Source organism: Autumnicola aciditolerans, from assembly GCF_041679265.1.
Taxonomy (GTDB): domain Bacteria; phylum Bacteroidota; class Bacteroidia; order Flavobacteriales; family Flavobacteriaceae; genus Autumnicola.
Genome location: NZ_JBGFSM010000013.1, coordinates 96,753 through 121,239 on the forward strand (window position 1 = coordinate 96,753; position 24,487 = coordinate 121,239).

23 protein-coding genes are annotated in these 24,487 nt (G+C 39.6%); 15 read left to right on the plus strand and 8 right to left on the minus strand.

Annotated elements, in window-relative coordinates:
- Window positions 1-61 precede the first annotated feature (61 nt).
- From fabG (AB8M93_RS14220) to hisIE, 13 genes are all read left to right on the plus strand, one after another.
- Window positions 62-808 carry a 3-oxoacyl-[acyl-carrier-protein] reductase gene (fabG, locus tag AB8M93_RS14220; protein WP_373058822.1) on the plus strand — a complete coding sequence of 249 codons (747 nt, stop codon included), beginning with the start codon at window positions 62-64 and terminating at the stop codon, window positions 806-808.
- Between the two features lie 173 nt (window positions 809-981).
- Window positions 982-3,015 carry a vWA domain-containing protein gene (locus AB8M93_RS14225; RefSeq protein ID WP_373058824.1) on the plus strand — a complete coding sequence of 678 codons (2,034 nt, stop codon included), beginning with the start codon at window positions 982-984 and terminating at the stop codon, window positions 3,013-3,015.
- A gap of 10 nt (window positions 3,016-3,025) precedes the next feature.
- The gene (gene fabG, locus AB8M93_RS14230; protein ID WP_373058826.1) at window positions 3,026-3,829 is read left to right on the plus strand and encodes a 3-oxoacyl-ACP reductase FabG; all 804 of its coding nucleotides are present in this window, start codon (window positions 3,026-3,028) and stop codon (window positions 3,827-3,829) included.
- A gap of 33 nt (window positions 3,830-3,862) precedes the next feature.
- On the plus strand, window positions 3,863-4,678 hold the full coding sequence (locus tag AB8M93_RS14235) for a prohibitin family protein (protein WP_373058828.1): 816 nt from the start codon (window positions 3,863-3,865) through the stop codon (window positions 4,676-4,678).
- A 274-nt stretch (window positions 4,679-4,952) separates the two neighbouring features.
- Window positions 4,953-5,816: an ATP phosphoribosyltransferase gene (hisG, locus tag AB8M93_RS14240; RefSeq protein ID WP_373058830.1), complete on the plus strand. Its 864-nt coding sequence runs from the start codon at window positions 4,953-4,955 to the stop codon at window positions 5,814-5,816.
- A gap of 31 nt (window positions 5,817-5,847) precedes the next feature.
- Entirely contained in the window at window positions 5,848-7,131 is a 1,284-nt protein-coding gene (gene hisD, locus AB8M93_RS14245) for a histidinol dehydrogenase (protein WP_373058832.1), read from the plus strand.
- A gap of 143 nt (window positions 7,132-7,274) precedes the next feature.
- Window positions 7,275-8,327, plus strand: coding sequence for a histidinol-phosphate transaminase (hisC, locus tag AB8M93_RS14250; protein WP_373058834.1), 1,053 nt, complete (start codon window positions 7,275-7,277; stop codon window positions 8,325-8,327).
- Between the two features lie 30 nt (window positions 8,328-8,357).
- Complete coding sequence (gene hisB / locus AB8M93_RS14255) at window positions 8,358-9,497, plus strand: bifunctional histidinol-phosphatase/imidazoleglycerol-phosphate dehydratase HisB (RefSeq protein ID WP_373058836.1); 1,140 nt, start codon at window positions 8,358-8,360, stop codon at window positions 9,495-9,497.
- A gap of 112 nt (window positions 9,498-9,609) precedes the next feature.
- Window positions 9,610-10,203 carry an imidazole glycerol phosphate synthase subunit HisH gene (gene hisH / locus AB8M93_RS14260; RefSeq protein ID WP_373058906.1) on the plus strand — a complete coding sequence of 198 codons (594 nt, stop codon included), beginning with the start codon at window positions 9,610-9,612 and terminating at the stop codon, window positions 10,201-10,203.
- A gap of 45 nt (window positions 10,204-10,248) precedes the next feature.
- Window positions 10,249-10,602: a four helix bundle protein gene (locus AB8M93_RS14265; protein WP_373058838.1), complete on the plus strand. Its 354-nt coding sequence runs from the start codon at window positions 10,249-10,251 to the stop codon at window positions 10,600-10,602.
- A gap of 205 nt (window positions 10,603-10,807) precedes the next feature.
- Window positions 10,808-11,542, plus strand: a complete 735-nt coding sequence (hisA, locus tag AB8M93_RS14270) for a 1-(5-phosphoribosyl)-5-[(5-phosphoribosylamino)methylideneamino]imidazole-4-carboxamide isomerase (protein ID WP_373058840.1) — start codon at window positions 10,808-10,810, stop codon at window positions 11,540-11,542.
- 74 nt (window positions 11,543-11,616) lie between these two features.
- A complete protein-coding gene (hisF, locus tag AB8M93_RS14275) occupies window positions 11,617-12,372 on the plus strand; it encodes an imidazole glycerol phosphate synthase subunit HisF (RefSeq protein WP_373058842.1) in 756 nt (251 codons plus the stop codon).
- 80 nt (window positions 12,373-12,452) lie between these two features.
- Window positions 12,453-13,070, plus strand: coding sequence for a bifunctional phosphoribosyl-AMP cyclohydrolase/phosphoribosyl-ATP diphosphatase HisIE (gene hisIE / locus AB8M93_RS14280; protein ID WP_373058844.1), 618 nt, complete (start codon window positions 12,453-12,455; stop codon window positions 13,068-13,070).
- 65 nt (window positions 13,071-13,135) lie between these two features.
- On the opposite strand, the gene AB8M93_RS14285 is transcribed toward hisIE, so the two are convergent.
- The 7 genes from AB8M93_RS14285 to AB8M93_RS14315 form a co-directional block, all read right to left on the minus strand.
- Window positions 13,136-13,537 (minus strand): GlcG/HbpS family heme-binding protein, encoded by a 402-nt coding sequence (locus AB8M93_RS14285; RefSeq protein ID WP_373058846.1) that lies wholly within the window; start codon window positions 13,535-13,537, stop codon window positions 13,136-13,138.
- An 82-nt stretch (window positions 13,538-13,619) separates the two neighbouring features.
- Window positions 13,620-14,474: a pirin family protein gene (locus AB8M93_RS14290; RefSeq protein WP_373058848.1), complete on the minus strand. Its 855-nt coding sequence runs from the start codon at window positions 14,472-14,474 to the stop codon at window positions 13,620-13,622.
- Between the two features lie 6 nt (window positions 14,475-14,480).
- The gene (locus AB8M93_RS14295) at window positions 14,481-15,215 is read right to left on the minus strand and encodes an NYN domain-containing protein (RefSeq protein WP_373058850.1); all 735 of its coding nucleotides are present in this window, start codon (window positions 15,213-15,215) and stop codon (window positions 14,481-14,483) included.
- Between the two features lie 95 nt (window positions 15,216-15,310).
- Entirely contained in the window at window positions 15,311-16,465 is a 1,155-nt protein-coding gene (locus AB8M93_RS14300; RefSeq protein ID WP_373058852.1) for a baeRF7 domain-containing protein, read from the minus strand.
- 183 nt (window positions 16,466-16,648) lie between these two features.
- Window positions 16,649-17,467: a DUF1853 family protein gene (locus AB8M93_RS14305; RefSeq protein ID WP_373058854.1), complete on the minus strand. Its 819-nt coding sequence runs from the start codon at window positions 17,465-17,467 to the stop codon at window positions 16,649-16,651.
- Between the two features lie 104 nt (window positions 17,468-17,571).
- Window positions 17,572-19,053 (minus strand): vanadium-dependent haloperoxidase, encoded by a 1,482-nt coding sequence (locus tag AB8M93_RS14310; protein ID WP_373058856.1) that lies wholly within the window; start codon window positions 19,051-19,053, stop codon window positions 17,572-17,574.
- Window positions 19,054-19,344: 291 nt separating this feature from the next.
- Window positions 19,345-20,217 (minus strand): FkbM family methyltransferase, encoded by an 873-nt coding sequence (locus tag AB8M93_RS14315; RefSeq protein ID WP_373058858.1) that lies wholly within the window; start codon window positions 20,215-20,217, stop codon window positions 19,345-19,347.
- Window positions 20,218-20,340: 123 nt separating this feature from the next.
- Here AB8M93_RS14315 and truA point away from each other — a divergent pair, with 123 nt between their 5' ends.
- Window positions 20,341-21,135, plus strand: a complete 795-nt coding sequence (gene truA, locus AB8M93_RS14320; RefSeq protein ID WP_373058860.1) for a tRNA pseudouridine(38-40) synthase TruA — start codon at window positions 20,341-20,343, stop codon at window positions 21,133-21,135.
- A 14-nt stretch (window positions 21,136-21,149) separates the two neighbouring features.
- On the opposite strand, the gene recQ is transcribed toward truA, so the two are convergent.
- Window positions 21,150-23,252: a DNA helicase RecQ gene (recQ, locus tag AB8M93_RS14325; protein WP_373058862.1), complete on the minus strand. Its 2,103-nt coding sequence runs from the start codon at window positions 23,250-23,252 to the stop codon at window positions 21,150-21,152.
- 146 nt (window positions 23,253-23,398) lie between these two features.
- Between recQ and corA the strand changes: the two genes are divergently transcribed.
- The gene (gene corA / locus AB8M93_RS14330; RefSeq protein WP_373058864.1) at window positions 23,399-24,484 is read left to right on the plus strand and encodes a magnesium/cobalt transporter CorA; all 1,086 of its coding nucleotides are present in this window, start codon (window positions 23,399-23,401) and stop codon (window positions 24,482-24,484) included.
- Window positions 24,485-24,487: the final 3 nt, after the last annotated feature.

The window sequence follows — 24,487 nt, forward strand, 5'->3', positions numbered from 1 at the left end:
CTTTTAGCTTTTGCTATATTTGAAGTTAAACTAGTATACGTATACTCTAATTTACAAATACATGAAACTTTTAGAAGGAAAAAATACAATTATCACCGGTGGAAGCCGTGGAATAGGAAGGGGAATTGCGAAGATTTTTGCTGAACATGGAGCAAATGTGGCCTTTACATACGCCTCTTCCGCTAAAGCTGCAGAAGAGCTTGAAAAGGAACTTTCAGAAATGGGAATAAAGGCAAAGGGCTATCAATCTAATGCCGCTAACTTTGAAGAGGCCCAGAAATTAATAAAAGAGGTAGTTGAAGATTTTGGTTCTATAGATGTTCTCGTGAACAATGCCGGGATCACTAAAGACAATTTGCTTATGCGTATGAGCGAAGAAGATTTTGACCAGGTGATTGAAGTGAACCTGAAGTCCATCTTTAATATGACCAAAGCCATCCAGCGTACGATGCTGAAGCAAAGAAGCGGCAGCATTATTAATATGAGTTCTGTTGTAGGAGTTAAAGGAAATGCTGGTCAGGCCAATTATGCGGCCTCAAAGGCAGGGATTATTGGGTTTTCTAAATCTATGGCCCTGGAACTAGGCTCGCGTAATATCCGTACCAATGTAATTGCACCCGGCTTTATAGAAACCGAAATGACGGAGAAGCTTGATGAGAAAGTGGTGCAGGGCTGGAGGGATGCCATACCGTTAAAAAGGGGAGGCACGCCTGAAGACATTGCGAACGCCTGTGTTTTTCTCGGCAGTGATTTGAGTACGTATGTTACCGGGCAGGTACTTCATGTAAATGGCGGCATGCTTACTTAAGAAGTGAGCCTTTAGAAGCTTGAAGTGCAAATATTTAAAAAAATGAAATGAAGAAATGCAGAAGAAAATTTACTGTAAAGGTTGTATGAGTTCCGGAAATCACATTTCTAACCTTGCACTTAGCACTTTAGGTTTCGCATTTCTAACCTCGTACTTCTAACCTCGTACTTCCAATGATAATTAGCGATATTTTATATATAACCCTGGCCGTTATTTTTGCGCTGGGGTTTGCTTTTTTTCAGTACCTGTACAAGAATAGAAGGAAGGGGAAAACCGCCTACATTTTCTTTTTTCTCAGGTTTTTGTCCATCTTTACGTTGTTATTATTACTGATTAATCCCAAAATAAGCTCTACTACTTTCAGCATTGAAAAGCCCGATCTTTTATTAGCCATAGATAATTCGGGATCTATAGCAAAACTTGAGCAGGAAGCTACGCTGCGCGATTTTGTTCAAAGACTTATAGAAAATGAAGAAATTCAGGAGCGTTTTAATATTCAGCAGTACAGTTTTGGAAAAAACCTTTCTGCAGAAGCAGGCCTGGATTTCAACGAGCCACAAACCGATATTTTCTCAGCATTAAACCAGCTGGATGAAATTAATAAAAATGCCAATTCTGCACTGGTATTAATTTCAGACGGAAACCAGAACATCGGGCGCGATTTCAGCTATTTTAAATCGGCAGGAAATACTTCCCTTTTTCCTGTATTGGTTGGGGACACCACCCGCTTTCTGGATCTCGATCTGGCAGCTCTAAATGTTAACCGCTATGCCTTTTTGAACAATCGCTTTCCCATAGAGGCCATAATCAATTATTCCGGGGAAGAACCTTTGGAAACAAGATTTGAGATCCGTTCAGGAGAAACTGTTTTATATACTGAAAATCTCAAATTTACTGCGGAAAATAATTCTGCGGTAGTCCATACTACTTTGCCTGCTTCGCGTCTTGGAGCATTAATCTATGAAGCTGAAGTTATTCCTGCTGCTACTGAAAAGAACAGGATCAATAATTCTGAAAAATTTGCGGTTGAAGTCATAGATGAACGTACTAAAGTTCTTCTTCTTGCCACCACTCCTCATCCCGATCTTGGAGCCCTCAAAAAATCTATTGAAGCCAATGAACAGCGACAGGCAGAAATAAAATATTTAGACGATGTTGATGTTGATTTAAATGATTATCAACTGGTTATTATCTATCAGCCAAACCTTAACTTTAAATCTGTTTTTGAGAAAATAAAACAAAATAATCAGGATTATTTTATCATCACCGGTACTGAAACCGATTGGGATTTTTTAAATAACAACCAGGATCTTTTGGCGAAGGATGCTGCTTTTAAGGAACAGGAAATTTTTGCGGTTCCCAATCCTGGTTTTAATAATTTTCAATTTGAAGATATAGGTTTTGAAGATTTTCCTCCCTTGCTTGACCAGTTTGGAACGGTGGAAATAACATCCAATTCGGTAGAACCTCTTTTATTTCAGAAAATTGAAGGAGTGGAAACCGGAGAGCCTTTGCTGGCCATTGCTGAAGGTTCTTCTTCAAGATCTGGCTTCCTAATGGGCGAAAATATCTGGAAGTGGCGTGCAGAATCTTTTCTTAAAAATCAGAATTTTGAAGAATTTGATACTTTCTTCGGAGAAATAATTCAGAATTTTTCCTCTCAAAGCAGGAGGGAACGCTTGCGGATAGATTATGAATCTTTTTACTACGGGAATACTAATATTACAATTTTGGCCCAATACTTTGATGAAAATTATCAGTTTGACCCCAATGCCGTTTTAAACATCAAACTCAATCCCCAAAATGAGGAAGCTATAGAAGCTCCTCTGTTGCTTCGCAATAATCATTATGAAGTGGATCTGGGCAATCTGGAACCGGGAGAGTACAATTTTGAGGTAAATGTAGGGAATACTGCTTTTTCAAAATCGGGCAATTTCACGGTGGTAGAATTTAATGTGGAGCAACAGTTTGCTTCGGCCAATCTGGACAAATTTAAACTGCTGGCCAACACTAATGGCACAAAGATATATTTTCCAGAGAACGCCTCAGGCTTAATCCGGGATCTGCTTCAGAATAAAGGTCTTACCCCGCTTCAGAAAAGCCATGAAAAAACAGTACCTTTGATCGACTGGTATTATTTGCTGTTCCTGTTGGTGTTACTTCTGGCAGGGGAATGGTTTTACAGAAAATATACCGGTTTAATTTAAATTGCGAAGTATGGAAAAGAGTTTGAAAAACCAGGTGGCCCTGGTTACCGGGGGAAGTTCCGGCCTGGGCCAGAGTATTTGTATTTTCCTGGCAAGGGCCGGGGCAAAGGTGGCGGTGAATTATCACAGCGATGAAGCAGGCGCTAAGTTTACGGTAGATACCATCAAAAACGAAGGGGGAGAGGCTTTCGCTTTGCAGGCAGATGTTGGAGACGAGCAATCTGTGGAAGAAATGTTTGAAAAGGTCTTTACCAAATATAATAATCTTGATATCCTGGTAAGTAATGCCGGGATTCAAAAAGATGCTCCTTTAGATGAAATGACATTAAAAGACTGGGAGCTGGTAATTAAAACCAATCTCACCGGTGCTTTTTTATGTTCCCGTTTAGCCGTACGCTATTTTCTTAAGCGCGGCGTGGTGGAGGGCATAAGCAAATCTGCCGGGAAAATCATTTTTATGAGTTCTGTTCATCAGGAAATCCCGTGGGCGGGCCATATTAATTATGCCGCTGCCAAAGGAGGCCTTACAGAGTTTATGAGGACCTTATCCCAGGAAGTGGCCAATAAGTTAATAAGGGTGAATAGTATTGCCCCGGGAGCCATTAAAACGGCTATTAATGAAAATGTATGGAAAGATGAAAAGCAGGTGATTGAGCTTTTAAAACTAATTCCATATAACCGCCTGGGAGAGCCGGAAGATGTGGCTGAAGTTGCCTTATGGCTGGCTTCAGATAAATCTGAATATGTAAATGGAACCACTATTTTTGTAGACGGCGGCATGTCCCTTTACCCAGGTTTTATAGGAAACGGATAACCCTGAATTAAATTTATCAACTAAATATTTTAAATGGAAAGATTACCTAAGATTGCAATCCCCTTATTTATTGTTGTAGTATTCGTCATTATACTTTTGGCGAAATCTACGGTTACCATAGGATCCGGAGAGGCCGGAGTACTTTATAAAACCTTTGGAGGCGGGGTAGTTACAGATGAACCTCCGTTAAGTGAAGGGTTTCACATTGTTGCCCCGTGGAATAAAGTTTTTGTTTATGAAGTGCGCCAGCAGTCTATAGATGAAGAAATGAACGTACTTTCTTCTAACGGGCTGGAAATTAATCTTGATGCTTCGGTGTGGTTTCAACCGGCTTATGAAGATTTAGGCAAATTGCATAAAGAAAAAAGTGAAGCTTATATAGAACGCTTATTGCAACCTGCAGTGAGATCTGCTGCCCGTGCCGTGGTGGGAAGGTATAATCCCGAACAATTGTACTCCAGCAAAAGAGAGGCCATCCAGAAGGAAATTCTGGAAGAAACCCAGATCCTGCTCCGGGAGCAGTATGTGCAGGTTAATGAGGTGCTGGTGCGGGATGTTTCTTTGCCTTCAACAATTAAAGAAGCTATAGAAAGAAAGTTAAGGCAGGAGCAGGAATCCCTGGAATACGAATACCGCCTTACCAAAGCACAGCAGGAAGCAGAGCGCCAGCGAATAGATGCTGAAGGTAAAGCACGCGCCAACAGGATTTTAAGTGAATCTTTAACCGACAAGGTTTTGCAGGAAAAAGGCATACAGGCTACTTTAGAATTAGCAAAATCCAACAACGCAAAAACAGTGATTATTGGCTCCGGGGAAAGTGGAATGCCGGTAATCCTTGGAAGCAATTAGAAAAATATTTCATAAAAAATAAAAAGCTGTTTTGCTTTTTAAATTTTATGTTTAGATTTGTGCAGGTTATGAAAGCAAATCAATTACATCACCACCATCATATTTACTTCTGCGCTCAGGCGAGGTAAGTTTGGTATGCTGTAATTTTTACCATATTAAAACCCGTTTGAGCTATTCAAACGGGTTTTTTGTTTTGTATAATTCAGTTGCAGTATTAAAGATATTGCTTTTTTAAAATTGTTGAAATAAGTTCAGCAGAGGAAAAATTAAAAAAATGAGTAAAGAAAAATTAAGAATAGCAATTCAAAAGTCGGGGCGGCTTAATGAGGATTCCCTTAAAATCTTGAAAGATGCTGGAATTTCTATAGATAATGGCAAGGAACAGCTCAAAGCTTCGGCACGCAATTTCCCATTGGAAGTGATGTACCTCAGGAATGGCGATATTCCGCAGTACCTGAGAGACGGGGTGGTAGATGCAGCCATTATTGGTGAAAATGTGCTTATAGAGAAAGGCAAAGATATCATCCAGGGAGAAAAACTTGGTTTTTCGAAATGTAGGGTTTCACTGGCTGTTCCAAAATCTATGAAATACAGGGGTATTGAAGATCTTAATGGGAAAAAAATTGCTACTTCCTATCCAAATACCGTAAATGAATTCCTGGAAAAAAAGGGAATCACGGCAGAGCTTCATATCATTAATGGTTCTGTGGAAATTGCTCCTAATATTGGACTTGCCGATGGGATTTGCGATATCGTTTCCAGCGGGAGTACCTTGTTTAAGAATAACCTGAAGGAAGTAGAGGTAATGCTTAAAAGCGAGGCGGTTTTAGCCATATCTCCACAGATTTCTTCGGAAAGAAAACAGATTCTGGAAAAGCTGCAGTTCAGGATAAAATCGGTACTTAATGCCCGCACCTCTAAATACATTTTGCTGAATGCCCCAAATGAGCATCTGGAACAAATAATCAAATTACTTCCCGGGATGCGCAGCCCAACGGTTTTGCCTTTAGCTGAAGAAGGATGGAGCTCGGTACATACTGTTATAAACGAAGAACGCTTTTGGGAAGTTATAGATGAACTGAAGAATAGTGGCGCTGAAGGAATCCTGGTTGCGCCTATTGAAAAAATGGTCATGTAGACGCAATTTCAGAAAATTCAAATATTAGATTATGAATAAAATATACAATCCCGAACCTTCAGAATGGCTGGAAATTTTAAAGCGTCCAACCAAAACTGTTGAAGATATTGAAGAAACGGTCAACCAGATTTTTTCTGAAGTGATTAAAAACGGGGATGCGGCCATTGAAAAATATACCGAGCTTTTTGACGGGTTTAAACCGGAAGAAACACGGGTTACGGCAATGGAAACAGATGATGCCAGAAATAAACTTTCCCAGGAACTTAAGGACGCTATTTTCCTCGCTAAAACCAATATTGAAAAGTTTCATGCCGCCCAGAAAACGGAAGTGGTAAGGTTAGAAACCACTGCCGGCGTAGAATGCTGGCAGGAGAAGCGCCCTATTCAAAAAGTAGGATTGTATATTCCGGGGGGCACGGCGCCTTTATTTTCAACAATTTTAATGCTTGCCGTTCCCGCTGCACTTGCGGGTTGCAAGGAAGTGGTATTGTGCACGCCGCCCGATACAAAGGGAAATGTGCATCCTGCTATTTTATACACGGCCGATTTATGCGGAATCACCCGAATTCATAAAGTTGGGGGGATTCAGGCGATTGCAGGAATGACTTTTGGCACCGAGACCATCCCGAAAGTTTATAAAATATTTGGCCCCGGCAACCAGTTTGTGACGGTGGCGAAACAGCTGGCCACAAGGCATAATGTAGCGATAGATATGCCGGCCGGTCCTTCAGAACTACTGGTGGTGGCAGATGAGGCAGCCAACGCGGCCTTTGTGGCTTCAGATTTACTGAGCCAGGCCGAGCATGGAGCAGATAGCCAGGTGATCCTGGTTTCCACTTCAAAAGATCTGATTAATAATGTTGAAAAGGAAGTAGAAAATCAGTTAAAAGAACTTCCCCGGAAGGAAATTGCTGGAAAAGCTATAGAAAATTCCAAGTTGATCTATGTGGAAAATAAGGAAACAGCACTGGAGCTAATTAATGAATATGGCCCGGAACATTTTATTATTTGTACGGTTAATAATGACTTTTATGCTGAAAATGTGCAAAATGCCGGCTCTGTTTTTATAGGCAATTACACGCCGGAAAGTGCGGGAGATTATGCTTCGGGCACTAATCATACCTTACCCACCAATGGTTATGCCAAGCAGTATAGCGGGGTTAACCTGGACAGTTTTATGAAAAGTATGACTTTTCAAAAAATTTCAGAAAGCGGAATAAAAGCAATTGGCCCGGCAATAGAAGTAATGGCTGATGCTGAAGGTTTGCAGGCTCATAAAAACGCGGTGAGTCTAAGATTGAAGAAATTAAGTTAATATATCAATTTGAAAATGTGATAATCTGAAAATGGATGATATGTCAGGCTTTATAGTTTCGTGATGCTAAATTTGTCTTAGCATCTTTTAACGGCAAATAAAAAACTCAATTAATTACGAAGTGTCAAATTTGAAGAAAATCAATGCAGCCTAAAAAGTTCAACATTAATTATTTAGTACGTCCTAATGTAAAGGATCTGAAACCTTATTCTTCCGCCAGGGACGAATACCAGAGCACCGGTAATGCAATGGTTTTTCTGGATGCCAATGAAAATCCGTTTCAAACCGACGTAAATCGCTATCCCGATCCGCAGCAACGCAATCTTAAAGAGGAACTGGCGAAAATTAAAGCTGTGGATGCCGGGAATATTTTGTTGGGAAATGGCAGCGATGAAGTTTTAGACCTATTATTTAGGGCGTTCTGTGAACCGGGAGCAGATAATGTGATCACTTTACCGCCTACTTACGGGATGTACAAAGTGTTGGCAAATATCAACAATATTGAGAACAGGGAAATATTGCTTACTGCCGACTTTGAACCGGATGTGGATAAAATTCTGCAAACCGCAGATGAGCGCACTAAAATGACCTTTTTATGCTCCCCGAATAATCCTACGGGTAATTCTTTTTCAGAAGAAAATATTGAGAGGCTTCTTGAGAATTTTAACGGGCTCATAATTATTGATGAAGCGTATATCGATTTTTCCGCGAAGGAAAGCTGGCTTAAAAAATTGGAAAAATATCCTAATCTGGTAGTTACCCAAACGTTGTCCAAAGCTTTCGGAATGGCAGGAATCAGGTTAGGAATCTGCTATGCTTCCGAAGAGATTATTCAGATTCTTAATAAAATTAAACCACCCTACAACGTAAACGAACTTACCCAGCAGCGTGCTTTAAGCCGAATTATAAATAAAGAAGTATTAAATTTGGAAATAGCTGATATTCTGGAAGAAAGAAGCACGGTATTTAAAGCTTTGGATGAAGTGAAATACATTGAAAAGATTTATCCTTCAGATGCTAATTTCATTCTGGTAAAAGTAGACAATGCTACAAAAAGATATGAGGAATTGCTCCGCCAAGGGATCGTGATTCGTAACCGCACTACCCAGCCTCTTTGTGAAAATAGCCTGCGTTTTACGATTGGTACAAAAGAAGAAAACAGAAAATTAATAGCAGCGCTTAAGGAGATTAGTTAATCATCTTACTTCAGAAAAGACAATTCGACTATGAAAAAAATATTGTTTATAGACCGCGATGGCACTTTAATTCACGAACCGGAAGATTATCAGATCGATAGTTTGGATAAACTGGAATTTTACCCGGAATGCATTTATTATTTGTCAAAAATAGCCAAAGAGCTGGATTATGACTTGGTTATGGTGACCAATCAGGATGGGTTGGGAACCGATGCTTTTCCGGAAAATGATTTCTGGCCCATTCAGAATTTTATTATGAAAACTCTGGCCAATGAAGGCATAATATTTTCAGAAGCGCTTATTGACCGCACTTTTGCTAAAGACAATGCTCCCACCAGAAAGCCTAATATTGGTCTGCTGAAGGAAAAATATCTCGATAAGCCAGAGTATGATTTGAAGAATTCCTTCATGGTAGGCGACCGGCTCACCGATATTGAATTCGCCTTCAACTTTGGCGGCAAAGGAATTTTTATTGATACTCATGAAGATTTGGGAGCCGAAGAAGTAAAAAACAAGAAAGAAGAGCTGGATGGCTGTATTGCCTTAAAAACCGATAGCTGGAGAGAGATCTACGAATTTTTAAAGCTGAACGACCGTACAGCAGAAATCAGCCGTAAGACCAACGAGACTGATATTTTTATCAAGCTGAACCTGGACGGGACCGGGAAATCGAATATCGCCACAGGAATTGCCTTTTTTGATCATATGCTGGATCAAATCGCCCGGCATGGACAAATGGACCTCGAAGTAACGGTAAAAGGTGATCTGGAAGTGGATGAGCATCATACCATTGAAGATACCGCAATTGCTTTGGGAGAGGTTTTCAGCAAAGCTTTAGGAAATAAGCTTGGCATTGAGCGCTATGGGTTTTGCCTGCCAATGGATGATTGCCTGGCGCAGGTAGCGATTGATTTTGGCGGCAGGAACTGGCTGGTTTGGGAAGCTGAATTCAGGCGTGAAATGGTAGGAAAAATGCCTACAGAGATGTTTCATCACTTTTTCAAATCTTTTACAGATGGCGCAAAAGCCAATCTCAATATTAAAGCTGAAGGAACGAATGAACATCATAAAATTGAAGCGATATTTAAAGCATTTGCAAAAGCGATAAAAATGGCGGTAAAGCGTGATGCTGAAAAGATGATTTTGCCTTCAACAAAGGGAATGCTTTAGAAGTAAGAGGTTAGAAATAAGAATTTAGAAGTTAAAATTCTTCTTTAATTTCAATCAAATTATGATTAACAATAATAAAGATTATTCCCCCGATGGGGGAGCAAGAGGGGGCTTGAGGATAGCCATTATAGATTACGGGGCGGGAAATATCCAGAGCATCAAATTTGCCGTTAAGCGCCTTGGTTTTGAAGCCGTACTAACCAGCGATGCGGAAACCATTAAGAATGCCGATAAAGTAATTTTCCCGGGTGTGGGGGAGGCCAGTAGCGCCATGAAAATGTTGAAATCTACCGGTTTGGAAAAGCTTATTCCACAACTTACGCAACCGGTGCTGGGAATTTGCCTTGGTATGCAGTTAATGTGTGAATATTGTGAAGAAGGAGATACTGCGGGATTGGGAATTTTTGATGCCCGGGTGGTAAAGTTCAATAATAAACTAAAAGTGCCTCAGATTGGGTGGAATGAGATTTTTGATTTAAAATCGGCTCTTTTTGAAGGGATAAAAGAGCATGAATATGTTTACCTGGTGCACAGTTATTACATTCCGGAATGTAAAGAAACCATTGCTTCTACAGAATATGGAGTAGAATATACTTCAGCTATACAGAAAAATAATTTTTACGGCGTCCAGTTTCATCCCGAAAAAAGCAGCAAAGCAGGGGAGAAAATACTGGAGAATTTTTTGAAGTTAGAAGTACGAAGTTAGAAGTACGAATTTGGAAGAATGGAATTAGAAATAAAGAAATAAACTGTGCAAAACCTAAAAGACAGGACTAAGCTATTTGCGATAAACTGCTGGAAACTTTGTTCAAAAATTCCATATTCCAGGGAATACAATGCTTACGTTAATCAATTGATTCGTTCATCCAGTTCTGTTGGCGCCAATTATCGTGCGGCACAAAGAGCTAAATCAACAGCTGATTTTCTAAATAAACTTAAAATTGTTGAAGAGGAAGCTGATGAAAGCATGTACTTTCTGGAACTTTTACTAGAAGTTTTAAAAGAAAATCATGAAGAAATAAGAGCTTTGCACAAAGAGGCTAATGAAATAGTTTCTATTATAGTTACTTCAATTAATAATACTAGAAAAAATAATTTGAAGTAATTCGTACTTCAAACTTCTAAACTTTAACTTCAAAATGAGTATCATGAAGATTCACAGGAAAAGGATAATTAAATTCAGTATGAAATATCGTGCTTCAAACTTCTAAACTCTAACTTCAAGATGAGAATTATGAAGATTCACAGGAAAAGGATAATTAAATTCAGTATGAAATATCGTACTTCAAACTTCTAAACTCAACTTCAAGATGAGAATCATCCCGGCCATAGACATCATTGAAGGAAAGTGCGTAAGGCTTTCTAAAGGTGATTATAATACTAAAAAGATTTACAATGAGCATCCTTTGGAAGTTGCTAAAAAGTTTGAAGCCCATGGGATTGAATACCTTCACCTGGTAGATCTGGATGGAGCGAAGTCAAAACATATTGTAAATCATAGAATTTTGGAAGAAATCGCTTCAAATACATCTTTAAAAGTTGATTTTGGCGGCGGATTAAAATCAGATAAAGACCTGGAAATCGCTTTTGAATGTGGTGCTCAGCAGATAACTGGAGGGAGCATTGCGGTAAAAGATCCTGAAACTTTTAGATCCTGGATTAATAAATTTGGTCCTGGAAAAATTATTCTGGGTGCTGATGCTCACAATGAAAAAGTGGCCATTAGCGGCTGGCAGGAAGAATCGGAAAAGGAGCTGATTCCTTTTATCCAGGAATACCAGCAGGAAGGTGTGCAATACGTGATTTGTACCGATATTTCTAAAGACGGAATGCTGGAGGGACCTTCTTTTGATCTCTATAGAAAGATTTTAGAAGAAACTTTAGAAATCGGAAAACTGAATTTGATTGCTTCAGGCGGGATTTCAACATTTGATGAGCTTCCAAAACTGGCTGAAATAGGCTGCGAAGGGGCCATAATTGGTAAAGCCATTTATGAAGGAAGAATAAGCCTGAAAGAATTGGAAGATTTTATTTTAAAAAAGTAGTTGGCAATAGAATTGAGCATTCAGAAAAATCTTAGTGCTCAATACTCAGTACTCACTACTCAATACTAAAAAAGATGCTTACAAAAAGAATAATTCCGTGCCTGGATATTAAAAACGGCCGCACGGTAAAAGGGATTAACTTTGTAGATCTTCGGGATGCCGGAGATCCTGTGGAACTGGCCGCTGTTTATGCTGAATCTGGTGCAGACGAATTGGTGTTCCTTGATATTTCGGCTACCGAAGAACGAAGAAAAACACTAGCCGATCTTGTGTTGAGAGTGGCTGAAAAAGTAAATATTCCGTTCACGGTTGGAGGTGGGATTTCTTCCGTAGAAGATGTGGATATCCTGCTAAAGAATGGCGCAGATAAGGTTTCCATTAACTCTTCCGCAGTAAAAAATCCGGCGCTTATAAATGAGCTGGCAAAGAAATTCGGGAGCCAGTGTATCACCGTTGCCATAGATGCAAAGCAGGTAAATGGAAAATGGCTGGTACATCTGGTAGGCGGGAAAGTTCCCACAGAACTGGATCTTTTCGATTGGGCCAAGGAAGTGGAAAAACGTGGCGCAGGGGAAATTCTTTTTACTTCCATGAATAATGATGGTACCAAAGATGGCTTTGCCAATATTGCACTGGCCAAATTATCTTCAGACTTAAATATTCCCATTATTGCTTCTGGCGGTGCCGGGAACATGCAACATTTTACCGAGGCATTTAAAGAAGGTAAAGCTGATGCTGCTTTGGCCGCCAGTGTTTTTCATTTTAAAGAGATCGAAATTAATGATCTTAAAAAAGAATTGCGAAAGAATGGAATTGCAGTCAGGCTTTAAAAGTTGGAAATTAAACGATAGACTTTAGACTGTAGATTAGTTAAACGGGAAATATGGAGGAAGGAATAAAAACTAATAAAATGAATATAGATTTCAGTAAAAATAAAGACGGACTCGTGCCGGCAATTATTCAGGATGCTTCAACTAAAAATGTGCTTATGCTGGGGTATATGAATGAAGCAGCATTCCTGAAAACCAGCGAGACCAAAAAAGTAACTTTTTTTAGCAGGACCAAAAACCGGTTATGGACAAAAGGGGAGGAGAGTGGAAATTTTCTCCATCTTGTAGCTATTAAAAATGACTGCGATAATGATACTTTATTAATAAGCGTTAATCCTGAAGGCCCCACCTGCCACAAAGGAACCGATACCTGCTGGGGAGAAAAAAATGAACCAAATTTTGGGTTTCTTTCTCAGCTGGAAGGCATTATCGCGAAACGAAAAAGAATGAGTGAAGTGGAGCCGGAATTGCGGGAAGATAAATCCAGCTACGTTGTTTCACTTTTTGATGAAGGCATCAACAAAATTGCCCAAAAAGTTGGCGAAGAAGCGGTAGAGACCGTGATAGAAGCCAAAGATGATAATGAAGAGCTGTTTCTAAATGAAAGTGCCGATTTACTTTTTCATTATTTGATCCTTTTAAAAGCTAAGGGCTATTCGCTCAAGGACGTGGTAAAGGTGCTGGAAGAAAGGCATTAATAGCACCAAAGAAAAGCCCCTTGCGCAAGAAGGGGTTTTCTGTTTTTGTAATTTCGTTAAAATGCCTATTTCACCGCATTCATTCCAAAAGTGGCAACTTCGTGGTCTTGTTCTACCGTGCCCCCCGATACCCCAATCGCGCCTATAATTTCGCCTTCGGTATTTTTAATGGGAATCCCACCTGGAAACGTAATGAGCCCGCCATTGGAATGCTCAATATTAAAAAGCGATTTCCCGGGTTGCGAAATTTTTCCAATTTCACCAGTGTTCATATCAAAAAACCTGGCGGTTTTGGCTTTTTTTACAGCTATATCTACAGAACCCAGCCAGGCACCGTCCATTCGGACAAATGCCTTAAGATTTGCTCCTGAATCTACAATAGCGATGTTCATCATCACATTTATTGCTGTTGCTTTCTTTTTGGCAGCCTCTATTGCTGCCTGTGCCTGTTCTAAAGTAATATCCATAACCTATTTTTTGTTTGTCTTAATTTACTGAAATCAGGAAGAAAGACAGGGTAGTTTAAGAGTATTATAACTAACAAAAAATTTATTCACTCCATGCACCCATCTTACCCGATTGAAAATCGGTGTAGGCCTGGTCTATTTCCTCCATGCTGTTCATTACAAAGGGACCGCGTGCAACTACCGGTTCATCAAACGGTTTTGCATGACCTAGCAATAAGGTACTATCAGCATTTGCTTTAATGAGTAGTTTTTCATCATCATTATTAAATTCGGCAAGATGCAAAGCTTTTACCTGGGTTTCATTTACCTCAAATTCTCCTTTAATTACATAAAAGAAAATATTGTTTTCCCTGGGAATGGAAAGTTCCAGTTTTGCCCCTTCTTCAAAATGAAGGGTAGAAAGGTTAACATTCGTAAAAGTATCAAACGCTCCAGTGGTATCTTCAAGTTTACCTGAAACTACCTGCCCTTTAATTTTGCCTTCATCCAGGGAGATCGTTGGAATTTGATCTTTCTGAAATCCCAGATATTTGGGTTCTGTCATCTTATATTTTGCAGGAAGATTTACCCAAAGCTGTAAAATTTCCAGGTCACCACCTTCTTTTTTAAATTTTTCAGAAGAAACTTCGGCGTGTATGAGTCCGCTGCCGGCGGTCATCCATTGAACGCCACCACTTTCTATCACGCTTTTATGTCCACCGGAGTCCTTATGGGCGATGTCCCCGTCAAGAATAAAAGTAACAGTTTCCATTCCCCGGTGCGGGTGCGGCCCAAAAGGCAACCCATTATTATTTGCAGGATATTTTTGAGGCCCGTGATGATTAAGAAATAAAAAAGGATCAATCATCTGGATACTTCCAGTGGGCATTGGAGAATAAGTAATAAGGTCTGCAATTGGCCGGTATTCGGCTTTATGAATGTTTTTAATACTACGCATGTTTAATTATTTATTTCGAACATAAATAAGTTTAAATCTTGAATTCTGATTTTCCCTGGATTCAATTTCAAACTTATCTATAGAGTTTATCATTGGTGTTAATTTTTGAAAACCATAATTCCTGGAATCAAAATTAGGCTGTTTCTTTTGAAGCAAACTTCCCACGTCACCCAAAAACGCCCAGCCATCCTCATCGGCAACATCAGAAATAGTGGCGGAAAGAAGCCTTACCACTTTTGGAGTAATTTTATCTACATTGCTCTTTTTCTCTGTTTTGCCTTTGGTAGACTCCTGTTCGGTTTCTTTATCCTTATTTTTAAGAATTTCAATGTAAATAAAGCGGTCACAGGCTACAATAAATGGCTCCGGAGTCTTTTTTTCTCCAATTCCAATCACTTTTTTGCCGGCTTCTCTTAACCTGGTGGCCAGGCGGGTAAAATCACTGTCGCTGGAGACCAGGCAAAACCCATCTACTTTGTTGGAATACAGGATATCCATGGCATCAATAATCATTGCAGAATCGGTAGCGTTTTTTCCCTGGGTGTACCCATATTGCTGAATGGGGTTTATAGCATTTTCCAAAAGCACCGCTTTCCATTTGGCGAGGTGAGGCTTGGTCCAATCCCCATAGATGCGTTTTACGGTAGGATTGCCAAATTTGGCTATTTCCTCCATCATTTCTTTAATATATGCTGATGGGATATTATCACCGTCAATTAATACTGCAAGATTGGTGTCCATATAAGATTTTAATTTTTTTAGACCCTAAAGATAACATTTTGGATACAAAAAAGGCGGCAGTTGCCGCCCTCAAATGTTTTTGAATAATCAAGATTCTAGCTATATCTAAAAATAGCGTTTAAACCGGCGTCTTTTTCAGGCATAAATGCATGTTCCACCAAATACACAGCTCCTCCGTTTTCTATTACTTTGGCGGCAGCAAGGTTGGTTAGCGAAGTGTTTTTTGAAGATCTCTGTTCTTCGGTTTCCACTTTACGGTTTTCCTCATTATAAGTTCCCCAAACTTCTCCCCGGTTTTCCAGGAAAAGGGTATCAATTTTTCCTTCAAAAGCTGCCGGAATGATATCACTTACTTTAGAAGAAACCTGCTCCGGAGTATGTTCTTTGAAATTTTCCAGTTTACTCCTTTTTTCTTTTTCCAGATGCGGCTCCATTATTCCAAGGGCTTTTTGATGTAGGCCCAGCATATCGGAATCTGATGGATTTCCAGGAACAACTTCATCAAACAGGTTTTTATACGAATTCGCCTCCTTGTAAATAGGAAATAAATAATCCTGGCAGGCTACTACCAAAGGTGCCTTTTCATCACGCAAAATTTCATGAAGGCCTTTATCTATAGCCCTGAAAAACCTGAGAATCTCATTTTTATCATCTCGGTTTGCAGCATCATATCCATGCGTTGTGGCCGAACCCGTTTGGGAATTCTGCGTTTTACTCTTGCTGTGTTTTTCTTCATAATCATAACCCACCCTGTCTTCCAGCTGGGAAGGCGTAAGATCGTCTACTTCAATTTCCCCAATGCTGTGTTTTGTTGCTTCATAAAAAGAAACGCTGTCCTGGGTTACCGCAAGCAGGTAGAAACGTTCATCTCCATTAAAAACAGGAACCAGTGGCCGCACGTAAAATTCTTTGGAAATATACTTATAGGCTTCAAAGTTTACGGGAACAGTAAATTTTTCAAAAAAGCCTTCCGCAGAAAATATTGCCAGACCATCGGACTGATGTCTCCAAAATTCGGCATCATCTATAAGTTCCTGTACAGGCTTGCCTAATTGCTCTATTTTTTCACCGGGAACCTCCATTGCTTCCAGTTCCTTTTTCGTTTCATCCCAAATGGATTTTAACTGCGTCCTGGATTTTTGCTCCAAAACTTCCTTTCCGCCTCTTTGCGTAGGAAGAAAAATGCTCACGCAAGGCTCTCCATGGAAGTTTGAAATTTCTTTAAATTTTTCCTGACTTATAATTGACATATCTAAAATTTTTTGGTTGAAAAGGAAGCGAATTTTGGATTTTCAGCTTCCTTTATTATGGTTATTCGCTTTTTTCAAGATAAGCCGAATTATAGCCAATTCAAAGGGCTTTGAAGGCCATTGGTGCTAAATGTTTCTTAATTAATGTTTACGATTTTATAAGCCTCTCTTAGCTAAAATAAATTACCACCAGACTAAAAAGAATTTCTCATAATTTTCTTCGGAAGTTTTCATCCAGATTAAGGGGGACCTTTTTTTAAGAAGAAATACGTTTACCTGTTCTATAATTTCTGAATAGGAGTACCATATTTTATTGTGCATGGGATCTACAGGCCAGTCTGGCTTTTTCGGACTGTAAAAAAGGGCATTTTCGTATGGTGCTCCCCGGAATTCTCCTGCTTTTATCCAGTAACCGCTGATGCATTCTTTGTTAATATGAGAAAAGGTGTCCTTCTTTAATTTCTTCGGAAGAAAAAGCTGAGCTTTAAAACAAACCTCCTGAAGGATTTCCGAAGGATCTAAATTGTGGTTTTCAAGAAACTCTTCAGTCTCGGGTCTAAAGAGTAAAGGGAATTGATTTTCTTTTAACCTTTTAATTTTTTGGAGTAAAGTATCTCTTCTATTCGGGCCAATCCAACGCTCAGTTTCATTTTGAATTTCGGGATCATAAACATAAAACTTATAAACCAGTTCCACATGATAAAACTTTTTTTGCAGCGGGTTTTTCAGTAAAAAGTCAATCTCACCAATGGTAATCTTTTCTCTGTGAATCTGAATATTGGAGGCTATAAGCTCATAATCTGGCGTAAAATTAATAAGGTGTTTAAAAAAGCTCTCCATTCTCTTCCCAAGAATATTGTGAGAAGAATAAACAGAATCCAGCCCATTAAATTCTTTATCTTTCTTCGGAAAATGAAATTGCTTCATCCCAAATTGGTCCTTTTTCCATAGGGGAGGAGTAGACCAGAATCCTAAAAGCTGCTCCTTTATTTTATCTTCCATTGGCACTAAAATACTTAAACCTGAGCACAGATAAGAAACTACTGCAACTAAAAAAGCCATGTCTTCTCCTGAAACATGGCTTATTTTTATTTAATGATGAAATCTTACATTTCACCAAGATGTTTTTGATAAAATTTCCAGGTTTCATGTGCCACGTCGCGCCCAAGTTTTAGCCCGGCAAGATTATCAGACTGGATATGATAGCCGCCAAGTACCCTGGAAATACCTGCCATTTCTGCTGCTTCTGTAAAGGTGGGAAATTTAAGGATTACCTCTTTTTCTAATCGGTTGGGCTCTGTAAGCGCACCGGGGATCAGCTTTACCTGAGATCCAAATTTGTCGCTTCCCGTAAACAATTTTAAAGCTTCCCCGCAGGCGCCGCTAATGGTACTGTGCCCGGAAGTATAACTGGGAAATGGCGGACAAAGAAAAGTAGCAGGGGAGTAAGGCCGCCACCCGGTTCCTTTCATTTTAACCATGCCTTCTTCGGGGCCGCCCCAACCGGTGATGATGCTATCTTTATAATATTCATGAACCAGTGCAAAAGGACGGGCAAAATCGTAATACATTTTAGATTCCCAGGAAGCTATAAAGGCATCCATGGCGGTAATTTGCACATAAAAATACATTTTCACATCTTCATCCAGCGTGTGTTGATCCCTTACCGAAACCTGCTGCGAAAAATTCAACCAGTGGCCTGCCTGCTGAACAGATTGAGGCCCATCCCGCATAAACTCTACCAGGGCCTTTTGTTCCCCTGTAAGATTTGCCTGTAGCTCCACAACTTCCATCACTTCTTTTTTAAGTTGTTCAGAACCAATTAAAGGCGGGGGTCCCGGCCTAAACTGGTCTGCCGATTTTAAACCAATGGGTTCTACCTGGTCCCAGTACGGGGTAAGGCATTTAGGCGCAAATTTTCCTCCTTTCCCATCAGAAAAATATTTGGATTGCCACCTGTTAGGATCTACATTTTCATCGGCAGTATTTACCGGCTCATACCCGGAATAGTCAAAATAATGCTTGCCTAGAGAACCTTCTTCCTCGCCATATTGATTGGCCCCGTCGTTATGCCTGGCTTCAATAACTGCTTTGGCGGCAAGATTCCCTATTCCCACAGGATTGGAGGGATCTAAAGAGTGATCGTCCGGATCCAGCCCCAATTCCAGCATAAAATCCCTGAAGAGCTGTTCATCGCTATAATAATATTCATTCATGGCCCGGAAGGCCGCATAACTAATAGCAATTTCCTTATTATTTAGGTTTTGTTCCAGGGAAGGCCTTCTTGCCACATCTTTAAGATAAACGGGAACAGCACTTTCATCATACCTGGACCAGGCATCAAACACCGCCGTAAAGATCAGGCCCAGATAGCGGGAAGTTATCGTGGGACGGGGCTTAAATTTTTCAGTATCATTAGCAGTCGCCACCAGCGCCAGATGCCCCCATTTATAAGCTATATTATCTTTACCAAGAGGTTCTGTTTTTTCTACCAGGGTGTTTTTATTAATATTATTTAACTGCTCTGAATACAGGTTTCCGGAGAAACAAAATAATCCAAAGAGCAGCATCGCAAAAAACCTGATCATTATTTGATGATTTAAAAATTATATCGATTCAGAATATAAATGAACTAAATAAAAATAAAAACTAATAATATTTTCTTAAAAAATTTAGAAGTTGTTGTAGAGGAAATACCACACAATTTATGGAAATGCAAGGCTCGCAATGTTTCCGGAATAAAAGAAAATAATTTGGCGAGCATAAGAGCTTTTCATTCCTGATAATATCTTCAGCATTGATCCAAGAAGTTAAGAAGCAGAAGAATTAAATTATTCAGAACTGAGTAAAAACTATTCCGATAGGAGACATATCAATAATTACGCAATCTTTATCTTATAATCTTCAATTCTTTCAAGAAATTCTTCTGTTTTAGCTGAAGGGACAGCAACATAATCACATTCTTCAAGATTGGAGTGGATCCCTATATCATTCACTTTATTGATTGCGTTAAACATTCCATCCTTTTTGTAAATCCTGTAAAGCGAATATTGCAGGCTGTTTAGGAGGTCCTGTATAGCATCCTGTCGATTTTTTCTATCGAGATTTTCCGGTTTGTAAACCGGCAGAATTTCTAACAGGATAAAAGGCTTATCTGAGGCAATTTTAGATTTAAAACTTTTTAATACCTCCAGTTCCCCACCTTCAACATCTACCTTTAAAAAAGCGGTTTTTTCCTTCAAATCAGGAATTAACTCTTCATAATGAAATAAAGGAATATATTCTTTCCTGTAAACCTTCTTACTTCGGAAATCCTCAAGCATGGAAGCACAACTATCGGCATCATCTGCATAAAAGAAATTCAATTTTCCAATCCCAGTCTTTTCAGATATACCCACCGGAATTATTTTAGCAAATTGGATATTATTAGCTTCAATCAGTCTTCTTAAGTAAAAAAGACAGCCTGCATTAGGCTCAAATCCCAGGTAATTTATTTTTGGGTTTACACTTCTTAACTTGAGTAGTGTTTGCCCAATATTGGCTCCCACATCTAAAAAATTTCCACTGCTTTGCGGGAGAAGAATTTCCAGTAAACGCGTCATCCAGGGTTCAGAAGTACTAAGGTTTGTGTACCCCATTTCTCCCATAATGGGAATCTTAAAACCTTTGTTATTAATTTTTACCGTGCTGGTATAGTTAAAGAATTTTAGAATGCGGGCCTGGTATAGTAATTCTGTGATTGTTTTGCTCATTTGCAGGAAGGCTTAAACTTGGACTAAAAATAGGGATATTATTATTACTGATTGCATACACCTCTATTTTGCCGTCACTTTCTGCTCTTGATTATCTTGTTATCTTTACCGAAAAATACAGGTTTGCAGCGAAAACGCTATTATTACCTCATAAAAATTCAGTTTTTAGGTTACCGTCTTCATGGCTGGCAAAAGCAGCCTAAATTAAAAACGGTGGAGGGGCTTATTACAAAAACCCTGCATTGGGCAATGCCGGACAGAAAATTCAAAATTTTGGGAAGCAGCCGTACAGATGCCATGGTATCGGCCCAGGAATCTTCTTTTGAATTATTTCTTGAAAATGAACCGCTGGAAGACCTGGATGAATTTTTACAGATTTTTAATCTGAATTTACCCCAGGATATCCGCGCACTTTCGGTTAGGGAAGTGGATGCCAAATTTAATATTATCCAGCATCCTAAGATTAAAGAATATGCCTACCTGTTTTCCTTTGGTGAAAAAAACCATCCGTTTTGCGCCCCAATGATGGCGAATTTTGTTTTTGATCTCGATCTTGAAACCATGAAAAAGGCTGCAAAACTTTTTGAGGGAACCCATAACTTCAGGAATTACTGCGTGCGGGTTTCTGAAAACAGCAAGTTTGAAAGAGAGATCAAACGTGCTGAAATTACCGAAAATGATCTTTTCAAAGCCAGTTTTTTTCCGAAGAATAATTACATATTTCACGTGCATGGCGAAGGCTTTTTAAGGCACCAGGTACGGCTTATGATGGGCGCGCTTGTGCAGGTGGGAAAAGGGGAATTGTCGCTGGACCAGATAGCGCAAAGTCTTAAAGGAGATGATGCCCTGCAAATGGACTACATCGCCCCGGCTTCAGGTTTAATACTGAATAAGGTTGGCTTTAAGGATTTGGATTAATATTATGGAAATCTCTATTCCTCTTTCTCTAAAATCTTCAGAGAAACTTTTATATCCTCATAACTTATCGCTTCTTCAAAATACTCAAAGTAGGTCTTAAGGGACGGCGGATTGTCAAGTTCTGCCTTAGCCTTTTTTACCGATTCCAAATCTGCTGCAGAGATCAATGCCCGCAAATTAATTTCCTTTCCATCATCATAAAGTTTTATGAGATGAGAGTAAATGGTGGTAGAAGCCAGTTTTCGTTTTTGGGATATTTCTTCTATATTCAAACCTTCAGCATACATTTCTCCCGTGACCTCAAAGGTCTTTCCTTTTTTTGCCGATTTTCGTTCCCTTTTTTCTTTACTGAATGCTATAATCTCTTTAATAAAACGATAGCCATAATCCTGCATTTTTCGTTTTCCCACCCCGTTAATCTGCAAAAACTCCTCATCGCTCATTGGCCGTTCCTTTTCCATTTCCTTAAGCGTGGCATCGTTAAAAATAAGGTAGGCGGGAATTTCTTCTTCCCTTGCGATCTCCAGCCTTAGCTGTCTCAACTTTTCGAATAAGGAATTTTCTGTTTTAGAGGCGGTTTTCTGCCTGTCAATCTGCATTGCTTTTCTATCGGGAACTTCAGCCAGGTTTACTTTTTCGCCTTCAAAAAGAACATTTTTAGCTGCTTTGGTAAGTTGCAAATGGTTCTTTCTATGAAAAGCAATTTCAGCATATCCCATATTAATCAGCTGAATAAGATACTGTTGCCAGTGATGCCAGGAGAGGTCGCTTCCCACTCCATAAGTGGGTAGTTGCTGGTAATTTTTAGACAGTACGGCTTCATTCTGGGAACCTCGTAAAACATCTATGACCACGGTAACAGGTTCCCTTTCTTTAAGCCTGTAAATACAGGAAAGTGCTTTTTGGGCTATTATAGTGCCATCAAAAAACTGTGGCGGATTTTTACAAATATCACAGTTCCCGCAATTTTCCTGTTTTAGCTCTCCAAAATAATTTAGCAGAATTTTCCTGCGGCAGGTTAAAGCTTCAGAATACTGTTTCATGCGTTCCAGCTTGGCCAGCTGTACCTCTTCATTTGCGGCATTGGAAGCAAATTTTTGCAGCTGTACCACATCAGCATAACTATGAAAGAGTAGGGTGTCTGAAGGCAATCCGTCTCGTCCTGCGCGGCCTATTTCCTGGTAATAACCTTCCATGTTTTTAGGCATATTGTAATGGATAACCCACCTGATGTTGGATTTATCGATTCCCATTCCAAAGGCAATTGTGGCGCAAATAATCTGCTTTTCATCATTGATAAAATCCTCCTGGATGCTAGTTCGCTGCTCGTGGTTTAAACCGGCATGGTAAGCTTCAGCCTTAAAACCTTTGGCTTTAAGTTTTGCCGCTATTTCTTCAGTAGTTTTTCGGCTAAGGCAATAAATAATTCCACTTTCTTTCCTGCGCTTTTCCACAAATGAAGCAATCTGCTCAAAGCGCTTTATCCCGGGGCGCACCTCCAGGCTTAAGTTTGCCCTGTCAAAAGAGGCAACATGTTTTTTAGCATGAGGAATGTTTAATTGTTTGCAAATATCTTTTCGGGTCGCTTTATCTGCAGTGGCGGTGAGCGCAATAACGGGAGTAGAAGGGAAGCGGTTCTTTAAGTAGCCAAGCTGGGTATATGCCGGCCTGAAATCGTGCCCCCAGCTGGAAATACAGTGGGCTTCATCTATGGCAATTAAACTTACCTTGCCATTACTAATAATATTATCTACAAACTGAAGGCTTTCCGGGGCTACATAAAGAAGTTTAAGCTCATTTTTATCTATCTTTTGAAAAATAGCCTGTTGCTCTGCCTCCTGCTGACTGCTGTTAAGGTAAGCTGCCGGGACACCATTTGCGGTTAGCCCGTCCACCTGGTCTTTCATTAAAGCAATAAGTGGTGAGATTACCAAAGTGATCTGCGGAAGAAGAATCGCGGGAAGTTGATAGCAAATGGATTTACCACCACCCGTAGGCATAATTACCAGGTTGTCTTTACCTTCAAAAACAGCGTCTATGATCTTCTTCTGAAGCGGCCGAAAACTATCGTAACCAAAATATTCCTTTAACGTTTCTAAGAGCCGGGTTTCTTCCATGGCAGCAAAGGTAAAATTTGCCTTTCAAATCTTTTAGCTTCCACGCTAAAATTATCCACTCTTGTTAAGGTAATTCTGAATTCTAATACCCGGCGGGCACAATGGCTGTAAATAATTCTTACTTTTATAAAAATTTTCTAAGCAGCATGGCAAAATTCAGGAAGAAGTATTCGCTGAAGCGCCCCAGGAATACCAAGACCTTAAATCAGATTCCGGGAACAGTTACTTATGTTGGACACAAAGAAATTTCTGATGTTCATCTTGAAGTAATAGATTATAACAAGCAGGAATACAACTGGTTTGCCTCCAAGTCTCCCGAAGATGCGTATAAATTTGAAGAACCGCTTAATGTTACCTGGTTTAATGTGAACGGACTTAATAATACCGCCGAAATTGAAAAGATGGGCGCCTATTATGATTTGCACCCGCTTATTCTGGAAGATATTGTGAATACCGGGCAACGTCCAAAAATTGATGAATATCCCGAATATATTTTTATTGTTGCTAAAATGCTCTATTACAATGGCGATGGCAATTTGCGCAATGAACATATTAGCATGGTGGTGGGAAAGGATTATGTACTCACCTTCCAGGAAGCAGACGGGGATGTATTTGACGGCGTTAGGGACAGGATAGCTAAAGATAAAGGCCGTATAAGGAATAGCGGTGCAGATTATCTGATGTTCGCGCTGCTCGATGCGGTTATAGATAATTACTTCGCGGTAATAGATGATATAAGCGATAAGATTGAAAACTTTGAAGACCAGCTTTTTGTAAATAATTCTGCAGAAAACCTGGTGCAGGAAATACAGGAATTAAAAAGGACCATTTTGCGTATTAGAAGAGCTGTATTTCCGCTAAGGGAAGTAGTGGGAAGGTTAGAGAAGATGGACAATAGCCTTATTGAAGATAAGACCATAAATTATATTCGTGACCTTTACGACCATATTATCCAGATTTCAGAAAATATTGATATTTACAGGGAGATGGTATGGAGCTTAATGGATATGTACATGACCACCATCAGCAATAAAATGAATGAAGTCATGAAGGTGCTTACCATAATGGCCTCCATATTTATTCCGCTTACTTTTATTGCCGGGATCTATGGGATGAATTTTGAATATATGCCCGAGTTGCAGTGGAAGTATGGCTACTTCGCAGTTTGGGGAGTCATGATATTTGTCTTTCTTGGAATGCTTTACTACTTTAAAAGAAAAAGGTGGTTGTAATCA